Genomic DNA, 9930 nt, shown 5'->3' with positions numbered 1-9930 from the left:
GGCGCGGGGCGGGCTACGCGGCCGTGCGCTCGAGCAGCCCGAGCGCCCTCGAGCGCTCGGGCGAGCGCTCGTCGGGGAACGCGGCGACCGCCTCGACAGCGAGCGCCCGCGCCCGGGCGGCATCGCCGCATCCGTGCACGGTCTCCGCGAGCTCGAGCACGGCCCGGCCACGCTCGTAGGCAATGTCATGGGCGGTGGCGACCTCGAGCGCGAGCTCTAGCGCGGCGACCGCCTCGGCGGCGCGACCGCTCGCGCGCAGCGCCACACCGAGATTCGAGAGCACGGCGGCCTCGAGCACCGGATCCGACATGGCGCGAGCCATGCTCAACGCCTGCTCGTGGCACGCGATCGCCTCGTCGACATCGCCGCGCGCGGCGCGGGCCAGACCCAGGTTCGTCACCGCGTACGCGTGGGTCTCGCCGCCGCCTGACGCCGTGAGCTCCACGGCTCTCGTCGCCGACGCGAGCGCCCCCTCCACGTCGCCGACGGCGAGCTGGTCGTCGCTGAGATTGCTGATCGCCGTCGCCGCGCGCAGCATGTCGCCGTGCGCGCACGCGAGCTCGTACGCCTCGCGGTGGCGCTCCAGGGCGCCCTGGATATCGCCGAGGCGGCGCAGCGAGACGGCGATGTTGTCGATGGTCAGCCCCACGAACTCGTCGAAACCGTGCTCGCGCGACAGCGCCAGCGTCTGCTCGAAGCGCGTCAGCGCGGTCGCGATGTCGCCGGACTGGGCGGCGGCGATGGCGAGCGCGTTCATGACGGTGATCCGCAGGCGCGGCAGGCCGGTCGTTTCGGCGAGCGCCGCGGCGCGCTCGAGTTGCGCGACCGCGTCGTCGTGCCCGAGCCGCAGCTTGGCCTGCCCGATCGCGTTCTCGGCGATCGCGACCGCCGTGGTGTCGCCGATCCGCTGGCCGAGAGCGCTCGCTCGGGCGTGCAGGCGCAGGGCGAGCGGCTGCAGCCCCTGCCGGTCGAGGTACCAGCCGAGCGCCTGCGCGATGCCGACGAGCACCTCGGGCCGCCGCTCGGCGAGTGCCTCGGCGATGAGCACGAGGTTGTTGGTCTCGGCGGCCAGCCACGCCTCGGCGGCTTCGAGGGCCATCGGCGCCGGCGACTGCGGCGCGTTCGGGAAGTTCACGGGGTGGCCGGGGCGCAGCGCGGTGGCTGCCGACCACGCGCGGTCCACGCACGCGTCGGCCAGGCGGTCCAGAGCCTGGTCGCGGGCGCTCTGCGGGTCGTCGTCCCACGACAGCGCCGCGGCGTACGCGCGGATGAGCGCGTGCATGCCCAGCCGGCCCGACATCCGTTCCTCGACACAGTGGCTGGAGAGAAGGGATGCCTGCAGGCGTTCCGCGCCGGCGGGGCCGACGGCGATCGCCACCAGATCGGCCGGCAGGTCTTCGCACGGCAGCGTGGCGAACAGGCGCAGCGCGCGCCGCTCCTCATCGGCGAGCAGGCGCAGCGACAGCGCGATCGAGTCGCTCACCGGGTCGTCGAGGCGGCCAGCGTCAAGCCTCGCCCGCAGCGCGTCGCGATGCTCGGCGAGAGTCCAGTCGGGCTTGCCGCCCACGCGCGCGGCGGCCAGCGCCATCGCCAGCGGCAGCCCGCCCGACAGCGCGACGATGTCGGCGGCGGCGCCCGGCTCGGCGGCGACCCGCTCCGCCCCGGCGGCGTCGGTCAGCAGCGCCATGCCGTCGTCGCCCGTCCACGTGGTCACCTCGACCACCCGCACCGAGGGCGGCACGGGCAGCAGCGTGCGGCTGATCACCACGAGCGGCGTGGACGTGACGTGCTCGAGGAGAGGCAGCACGGCCCCGAGCGCGCCGGCGTCGTCCACGAGCAGGGCGACGCCGGCACGCTCGAGCGCGTCCGCGACGCACTGCGCCCGCTCGCCGAGCGCGGCGGGTCCGATGGCGTCGATCGCCCGCTCGATGCCCAGCGTCCGGGCCACCGACTCCAGGAGCGTCGCTGCCCCGACGCCGGCGGTGGACATGTTGCTGGCGCGCAGGTCGACTGTGACGATCCCGTCGATCCGCCCCACCGAGCGCAGCGCGCGCAGCGCGCGGGCGGCCACCTGCGTCTTGCCCGCGCCGGGCGGCCCCGTGACGAGCACGGGGCCGGTGGCGCTCATCACCGCGTCGGCCTCGACCGCGCGGCCCACGAACGGGTGTGCCAGCGCGGGCGCGTCGCGATGCGTGGGCACCACGGCATCCCCCGCCTCGGGTCGCTGCAGCGCGACGCACCACTCCCGCCACCTGGCCGTCTCGGCGGCGTCGGCGCCGAGGGCCCGCACGATGTCGAGCAAGAGCGCGGCATCGACTCGGCGCCTGCCGGCGCGGAAGCAGTCGTACACCGTGATGCGGCCCGGCGATCGCTCGCTCGCGCGCACCCCGCGCGCCGTGCGCAGCGCCGTCACGCGTCGGGCGATCTCGCTGAACGACGGGGATCCGGCGCGGGCGCGGAACTCGACGAGGCGCGTGGCCAGCTCGTCGAGCGTGGCCGGCGCGGGGTCTGCGCGTGCGCGGCGGGTCGTCGCATCCATCCGTCACCTCCGCCGCCCGCGTCTGGCGATTCTATCGGTCCGTTCGGGATCGTTCGGGATTGCCCGGAGAGCACCGTCGCCGCCGCGCTCGCGGTTGAGGATGAAGGCGGACCCAAGGAGGAGACGATGTTCCACATCCGCCGCACTCTCGTCCCGGTGGCCCTCGCCGCTTCCGTCGCGCTTGTCGCGTCGGGATGCCTGGCGGTGCCACTGGAGAAGACGAGTTCGAGCATCACCGTGACCTGGCTGGCCGTGGCCGGCGAAGAAGGCGCCACGGGCACGACCATCATCAGCCGTTCCGAGCCGAAGGAGAAGGGCGACTTCCGCGTCGAGTTCTCCGCCGACGAGGTGGGAGGCATCGGCGCCCAGTCGCAGGCCGGCGCCTGGAACGCCGCGATCGCCTCGACGCTGCTGCTCGGCCAGCCGCTGGAGGGCGAGTTCCGGTTCGAGACCGACGGCGAGGTCGACGGCCCGAGCGCCGGCGCCCTCACCACCGCGGGGCTCATCGCCGTCTCCCGCGGCGACACGTTCAAGAAGAAGACGACCATGACCGGCACGATCAACGCGACCGGCACGATCGGGCCGGTGGGCGGCATCCCCGAGAAGGTCTCCGCCGCCGCCGAGGCCGGTTTCACCACGGTGCTGATCCCGATGGGGTTGCGCAACACTCCCGACGCGAAAGGCGAGCTCGTCGACGTCGTGCGCATGGGCGAGCGCCAGGGCGTGACGGTCGTCGAAGTTGGCGACATCTACGAGGCCTATCACGAGCTCACCGGCAAGGACATCGACCTGCCGGGTGTCGCGCGCGACCCGCGGCTGGACAACACGTCGTACGACAAGGTGAAGCCGCAGACGGATGCCGCGCTCGCGCGCTACTCCTCCGCTCGCACCGACTTCAAGCGGCTGCCCAAGGTCATCCGCAAGGTGTTCGCCGACAGCGGGCTGGTCGCACTCGCCGACTCCTACGCGGCGCAGTCCGAAGACCTGTCCCGGCAGGGGCTGCAGGCGGGCGCCTACAACCTGGCCGCGCAGGCGGCCGCCGCGTACGAGGCGCTCACCGCCGTCGGCGAGCTGGTGCAGCCGCTCGTGACGCAGGGAGTGGCCGGAATCGGCACCCTGTTCGAGGAGGCACTCGACACATCGACCGCGAACCGCGAGTTCATGGCCTTCCTCGACCGGCTGTCTGCCTACGAGCCGAAGAATGTCGCCGACGTCGAGGGGCTCGTAGGCGGCTACGCGGGCGCGTTCGACGCCTACTCCCTGCTGCTGTTCGCCGAGCAGCAGGTCGCCGACATCGAGGACAAGTTCAAGAACGACGAGTTCACCAGCCTCGACGAGATGTTCACGCAGCTCACCCTCCCCGTGCTGTGGGCGCAGCTCGCGCGCTCGCAGATCACCAACGCGTCGGCGGCGTTCGAGGTCGGCCGCGACAACCCGGGCGCTCCGATCGCGGAGGATGTGGACCTCGAGCAGGTCGGCGACTTCTTCCGCCGCGGTGCGGACGCGAACTTCGCCGCCTTCAAAGAGGACGTGATCGCCCCGCTCGCCGAGAGCAACGGCATCTCGGACGACATCATGATGAACCGGCTCGCCAATGTCGATCTGAGTGTGGCGGCCGCGGTGTCGCAGGCGCAAGTGCAGCCCGTGATCGAGGACTACATCGGCGAGGACAAGCCAAACGCGAAGTACGCGACGCTCGGCTACGGGTTGAACAACTTCGCCCGCAACCAGGCGCTCATCGACAAGTACTACAACAACGCGGTGCTCGACGACAACCTGGCGGTCGTCGACGTGACCTACGACGCGGTGCTCGGCCGGGCCCTCGACCTGGGCCGACAGCAACTCGCCAGCGAGGTGGAGCTGCTGCGCGCCAACGGCACCGAGCCTGTGCTGAGCGTCGCGGGCTACGAGGTCGCGGGACTGCTGCGGGCCGGAACCGTTGCCGACCAGTTCGCCGCCATCGGCCAGTACAACGGAGGGTTCCTCACGGCGCGCATGATGGCGTACCTGGCTGGCCTCAAGCGTCCGGAGCAGGGGGCCGGATGAGACGGGGCGCGGGCGGCGGCCGCGGCGGCGCCGCCCGCGCCCTCCTCCGGCCCCTCCGCGTTTCGCCAGATCAGGCGATTTGGCGTGGTCAGGACGTTGTGCGCCGGATCGCCCTGACTGTGCGAAATCAGGAGATCCGGTTCTGGTCGTTGAGCGAGGGTCAGGGATGCGGCTTGGGCCGCACGACCCGGCCCGGGGCCGTGTTCGTTGTGCGGGCCGGCACCGGCCACGGCCCCGACTTCGGCTGCGGCGCGGGGGGTTCGGCAGGCGCAGCCGGAGGCCGCGGCGGCGCCAGCCGCGGCTGTGGCGGTGCGCCCGCGGCATCCACCACGGGGCTCGCGCCCGTCGTCAACTCGAGCGCGACCTTCTGCTCGAGCACTTCGATCGCGTCGTCCGACAGCGAGATCAGCCCGTCGAGCTCTTCGCGCACGCGGCGATAGGCGACCTGCCGCTCCGCCGGGGTCGCCGCCTGGTCGATCGCCACCGTCAGCAGCTGCTTTGCCACGTCGAGCCGTTTGCGCTCAGCGACCGTGAACGACGAATCCTTGATCCGGCGCGCGTCGCGCTCGGCCACGTCGAAGGCGACCTCGAAGTCGGTCACCGCGCTGCGGTACTCGGCGAGCTGGTCGGCCGTGACCTTCGCCGCCGCGGACTCGGGGCGCACGTTGTCGGCCGCCTTCTTCGCGCGCAGGAACGCCGCCGTCAGGGGCTGCCGCCCGTCGCTCATGGCCGGGTACGCGATGAGCTTCGCGACATCCAGCTCGTACTCGAGCCAGCGCCGCGTGACCTCGTCGTGCGCGGCGAACAGGCGCTCGAGCTGGGTCGCGAGGGACTCGGGGCGCGCCGACTGCGCGGGGCGGGAGAGGGATGCCGGCAGCGGCTTGCCGCGCGCGGCGGCTTGCGCCGCCTTGATCTCCGCCTTGGCGTGGAGGATCTCCAGCCGCCGCTGGTGGCGGCGCCTCGCCGCTCGCTCCCACGCGCTGCCGATTCCGCCCATGACGCCCATGAGCGGGAAGACGAGCCACCAGAAGTCGCCCAGCCATTGGAAGAATGGCTCCACCGTCTCATGCTAACCGCGCGGCTGCGCGCGGGGGTTAGCCGAACAGCAGCGCGAAGACCGTGAACCCGCCGCCGGTGAGGATGAGCGCGACGATCGTGACCCACGCGACGACCTTGACGCGCCGCTGCCGCGTTTCGTCGTAGGTGTCGTACTCGTCGTCACTCGTCATGCCACGAGTCTAGGCGCGGCCACCGGTCCGATCTTGGTTTCGCCAGATCAGGGGATTTCGCGTGCGCAGGCCGTTTTGCCGCCGGATCGCCCTGATTGCACGAGATCAGGGGATTTCGGAGCAAGAAGCAGCCGCGCGTCAGCCCTCGACGACCGTCGGGCCGAAGGCCGCCGGCAGCGTGCCGGTCGACAGGCTTCGCAGCTCGTCGAGCCCGATGCGGAACACGCCCTGCACCTCGAGCTCGTTCTCGCCGGCGGGCGAGGCGTCGGTCACGCCGATGCGCAGCACGGGGTAGCCGCGCCCGTCGCACAGGCCGCGGAAGCGCACGTCGTCCTCGCGCGGCACCGAGACGAGCACGCGTCCGGTGGACTCCGAGAAGAGGGCGGATGCCGCATCCACTCCGTCGCGCTCCATGATCTCGTTCAGCCACACACGCGCGCCGACGCCGAAGCGCAGCACGCAGTCGGCCAGCGCCTGCGCGAGCCCGCCGTCGGAGAGGTCGTGCGCGCTGGCGAGCAGGGACTGCTGGGATGCCGCGTGCAGCAGCTGCGCGAGGTGCTTCTCCTGCGCGAGGTCGACGCGCGGCGGCCGGCCGCCGAGGTGGCCGTGGATCGTGCTCGCCCACGCCGAGCCGCTCAGCTCGGTGGACGTGACGCCGAGGAGGTAGATGTTGTCGCCCGCGTCCTGCCACCCGCTGGGCACGCGCCGGGCCACGTCGTCGATGATGCCGAGCACCCCGACCACGGGGGTCGGGAAGATCGGCGCGTCGCCGGTCTGGTTGTAGAACGACACGTTGCCGCCGGTGACCGGGATGCCGAGCTCGACGCACGCGTCGGCCAGCCCCTCCACTGCGCGCGAGAACTGCCACATGACCTCGGGGTTCTCGGGGCTGCCGAAATTGAGGCAGTCGGTGACGGCGGTCGGCTCGGCGCCGGTCGCGGCGACGTTGCGGTACGCCTCGGCGAGCGCGAGCTGCGCCCCGGCGTACGGGTCGAGCTGGCAGAACCGGCCGTTGCAGTCGGTGGCGATCGCGAAGCCGAGGCCGGTCTCCTCGTCGACGCGGACCATGCCGGCGTCGTCGGGGAAGGCCAGCGCGGTGTTGCCCATCACGTAGTAGTCGTACTGGTTGGTCACCCACGACGTGTCGGCCAGGTTGGGGCTCGACACGAGGCGCGTGAACTGGTCGCGCAGCGTCGCGGCGTCGTCGGTGCGGGCCAGGGCGCGCGCCGAGTCGTCTTGCAGCGCGTCGATCCACGACGGGTAGGCGACCGGCCGCTCGTACACGGGCCCGTCGACGGCGACCGTGGACGGGTCGACGTCGACGATCTGCTCGCCGTGCCAGAAGATCTCCAGGCGCCCGCCGCCGGTGACCTCGCCGAGCACGCTCGTCTCGACATCCCACTTCCGCGTCACCGCGAGGAAGTCGTCGAGCTTGCCCGGCTCGACGATCGCCATCATGCGCTCCTGGCTCTCGCTCATGAGGATCTCTTCCGGCGTGAGCGTCGGGTCGCGCAGCAGCACGCCGTCGAGGTCGACGCGCATGCCGCTGTTGCCGTTGGCGGCGAGCTCGCTGGTCGCGCACGAGATGCCCGCGGCCCCGAGGTCTTGGATGGCCTCGACGAGGTCGCCGCGGTACAGCTCGAGGCAGCACTCGATGAGCACCTTCTCGGCGAACGGGTCGCCAACCTGCACGGCGGGCCGTTTCTTGCCGCCGCCGCCGTCGGCGAACGTGTCGGAGGCGAGGATGCTGGCGCCGCCGATGCCGTCGCCGCCCGTGCGCGCGCCGAACAGCACGACCTTGTTGCCGGCGCCCGATGCGTTGGCGAGCTTGAGGTCCTCGTGGCGCAGCACGCCGACCGCGAGCGCGTTGACGAGCGGGTTGCCCTGGTACACCGGGTCGAACACGGTCTCGCCGCCGATGTTGGGCAGGCCGAGGCAGTTGCCGTAGAACGAGATGCCGCTGACCACGCCGTGCACGACGCGGGCCGTGTCGGGGTGGTCGATGGCGCCGAAGCGCAGCTGGTCCATGACCGCGACCGGGCGCGCGCCCATCGAGATGATGTCGCGCACGATGCCGCCGACTCCGGTGGCCGCGCCTTGGAACGGCTCGACGTAGCTGGGGTGGTTGTGCGACTCGACCTTGAACGTGACCGCCCAGCCCTCGCCGATGTCGACGACGCCGGCGTTCTGGCCCATGCCGACCATGAGCCGCTGCGTCATGGCGTCGTTGGTCTTCTCGCCGAATTGGCGCAAGTACACCTTGCTCGACTTGTACGAGCAGTGCTCGCTCCACATCACCGAGTACATCGCCAGCTCGCCGCCGGTGGGCCGGCGTCCGAGGATCTCCTTGATGCGTGCGTACTCGTCGTCCTTCAGGCCGAGCGCGGCGTACGGCTGGTCGCGGTCGGGCGTCGCGATCGCGTTCTCGACGGTGTCGGCGACAGGACGGACGGATGCCGCTGTCGCGGTGCGGGGGTTGGTCACGCGGGCTCCTGAGGAGTGGATGTCGAGGCGGTACCAGTCTACGAGGGCGGCAGCGTGTCAAGTGCACTTGACGTAAAGCATCCTTGACTGTAAAGTCTCCTTTACTCCCTCGGAAGCGAGGGCATGTTGAAGGAGGAACACATGGAAACCACCCCTGTCTCTCCCCGCGCCACTTCGCGCTGGGGTCGCAGCCGCCTCGGCGGCGGGAGCGCGCTCTTGCTCGCGCTCTCGCTCGCGGGAGGCCTCATCGTCGCGAGCGGCCTCGGAGCGCTGCTCGCGCTCTTCGGCGAGCACGGCAGCTCGTGGCTGGGCTTCGTCGTCGGCGCCGTCATCACCCTCCCCGCCGCCGCTGCGCTCTGCTGGGCGCTGCTCGTCGACTGGTCGACGATCGCGGGCGGCGTGGAGCGGCCGCAGGAGTCGATCGAGAGCGTCTGGTACGGGCGTGCCGCGACCGGCACGTTCCACGACATCCTCACGATCCTCGGCCTCGGCGCCGCGGCGTTCAGCATCACCCGGCTCAGCATCGACACCGGCATGCTGTTCGTCGTGCTCGGCGGCCTGGCGATGGCCGACTTCGGGCTGCGCTACTGGGTGATCGCGCGGGCGGCCCGCTGATGCGCAACGTGATTCCCGACCGCCGCGCCGACGCCGGCTGGTCCCAACAGCGTCTCGCCGACGAGCTCGGAGTCTCGCGTCAGACGGTCATCTCGATCGAGAAGGGGCACTTCGACCCGTCGCTGCCGCTCGCGTTCCGCCTCGCCGCGATCTTCGCGTGCCGCATCGAGGACCTGTTCTTTCCGGAGGGCGGCGAGTAATGGCGTGCACCGTGGCGCACGGGTCTCGCGCTACAGAAACCTGCATCCGCGCCATTTCCCTGAGGCCGGCCCCGGCTGGCGCTACAGGAACCCGCAGTCGCGCGCGCGATTCGCAGGCGCGACTGCGGGTATCTGTAGCGCCGCGGGTTCCCACGAAGTGCTCGGCTCGGCGGTCCCTAGCTCCGCGGTCATCCGCTGAACCCCAGCCGCCGCGGCACGCGCGCCCGAAGCGCCGCCTCTTCGGTGGGCGGTCAGGCGAGCCGCGCAGGCTGTCCGTAGGCGGCGACGAGCTCGTCGTTGGTCAGCAGGGTGAGTCCTTCCACACGCGCCTGGGCGACCAGCATCCGGTCGAACGGGTCTCGATGAAGCGCCGGCAGATCGGCGACCGCTGCGGCGTGCGCCGACGTGATCGGAAGCTCGGCGTAGCCGCTCTCGACCAGGCCGCGACGGAACACGCGCGGGTCGACGTCGAAGTCGTCGCGGCCGAGGGAGGCTTTGATCGTCACCTCCCAGATCGAGGCCGCGCTGAACACGAGCTCGTGGCGCTCGTCCTCGATGAGCTCGAGCGCCGTCGCGGCAAGGCGCCGCGGTTTGTAGGCTGCCCACAGCGCGAGGCTGATCACGCTGCTCATCGAGTACCCCGACCTCGAGACGCGCGACATGATCCTCGCCACCGGCATGGCCGACGGCATGGAAGCCTCGTACGCCCGGCTCTCGGGCGTGCTCGCGGCGGCCTGAGGCGAGTCGCTCGCCCACGGGCTGGCTGGAGGCTTCGAGCTACAGAGACCCGCAGTCGCGCGCGCGAATCGCGCGCGCG

General features: G+C 71.7%; 8 protein-coding genes and 1 pseudogene. 4 read left to right on the top strand and 5 right to left on the bottom strand.

Annotation, left to right across the window (positions count from 1 at the left end; all coding sequences use genetic code 11):
- Nucleotides 1-13: 13 nt before the first annotated feature.
- On the bottom strand, nucleotides 14-2539 hold the full coding sequence (locus QM611_RS10915; protein WP_415079944.1) for a tetratricopeptide repeat protein: 2526 nt from the start codon (nucleotides 2537-2539) through the stop codon (nucleotides 14-16).
- Between the two features lie 126 nt (nucleotides 2540-2665).
- Between QM611_RS10915 and QM611_RS10910 the strand changes: the two genes are divergently transcribed.
- Nucleotides 2666-4585, top strand: coding sequence for a S16 family serine protease (locus QM611_RS10910; protein ID WP_415079943.1), 1920 nt, complete (start codon nucleotides 2666-2668; stop codon nucleotides 4583-4585).
- 160 nt (nucleotides 4586-4745) lie between these two features.
- On the opposite strand, the gene QM611_RS10905 is transcribed toward QM611_RS10910, so the two are convergent.
- From QM611_RS10905 to purL, 3 genes are all read right to left on the bottom strand, one after another.
- The gene (locus QM611_RS10905; RefSeq protein ID WP_415079942.1) at nucleotides 4746-5645 is read right to left on the bottom strand and encodes a hypothetical protein; all 900 of its coding nucleotides are present in this window, start codon (nucleotides 5643-5645) and stop codon (nucleotides 4746-4748) included.
- Between the two features lie 34 nt (nucleotides 5646-5679).
- Nucleotides 5680-5814 (bottom strand): hypothetical protein, encoded by a 135-nt coding sequence (locus QM611_RS10900; protein ID WP_415079941.1) that lies wholly within the window; start codon nucleotides 5812-5814, stop codon nucleotides 5680-5682.
- 138 nt (nucleotides 5815-5952) lie between these two features.
- On the bottom strand, nucleotides 5953-8298 hold the full coding sequence (gene purL, locus QM611_RS10895; protein ID WP_415079940.1) for a phosphoribosylformylglycinamidine synthase subunit PurL: 2346 nt from the start codon (nucleotides 8296-8298) through the stop codon (nucleotides 5953-5955).
- A gap of 141 nt (nucleotides 8299-8439) precedes the next feature.
- On the opposite strand from purL, the gene QM611_RS10890 reads away from it, so the two are divergent.
- A complete protein-coding gene (locus QM611_RS10890) occupies nucleotides 8440-8913 on the top strand; it encodes a hypothetical protein (RefSeq protein ID WP_415079939.1) in 474 nt (157 codons plus the stop codon).
- A complete protein-coding gene (locus tag QM611_RS10885; RefSeq protein WP_415079938.1) occupies nucleotides 8913-9113 on the top strand; it encodes a helix-turn-helix transcriptional regulator in 201 nt (66 codons plus the stop codon). Before QM611_RS10890 ends, QM611_RS10885 begins: the two co-directional genes overlap by 1 nt.
- 251 nt (nucleotides 9114-9364) lie before the next feature.
- Here the strand turns inward: QM611_RS10885 and QM611_RS10880 are convergent, their stop codons facing one another.
- On the bottom strand, nucleotides 9365-9745 hold the full coding sequence (locus QM611_RS10880) for a type II toxin-antitoxin system VapC family toxin (protein WP_415079945.1): 381 nt from the start codon (nucleotides 9743-9745) through the stop codon (nucleotides 9365-9367).
- Between QM611_RS10880 and QM611_RS10875 the strand changes: the two are divergent.
- Nucleotides 9723-9851, top strand: a pseudogene (locus tag QM611_RS10875) (ATPase); the annotation flags it as partial. The gene QM611_RS10880 and the pseudogene QM611_RS10875 sit on opposite strands and share 23 nt — an antisense overlap.
- Nucleotides 9852-9930 lie beyond the last annotated feature (79 nt).

It is taken from the genome of Microbacterium sp. (assembly GCF_047606685.1).
Classification (GTDB): Bacteria; Actinomycetota; Actinomycetes; order Actinomycetales; family Microbacteriaceae; genus Microbacterium.
This window is presented reverse-complemented; position numbering and strand designations above follow the sequence as displayed.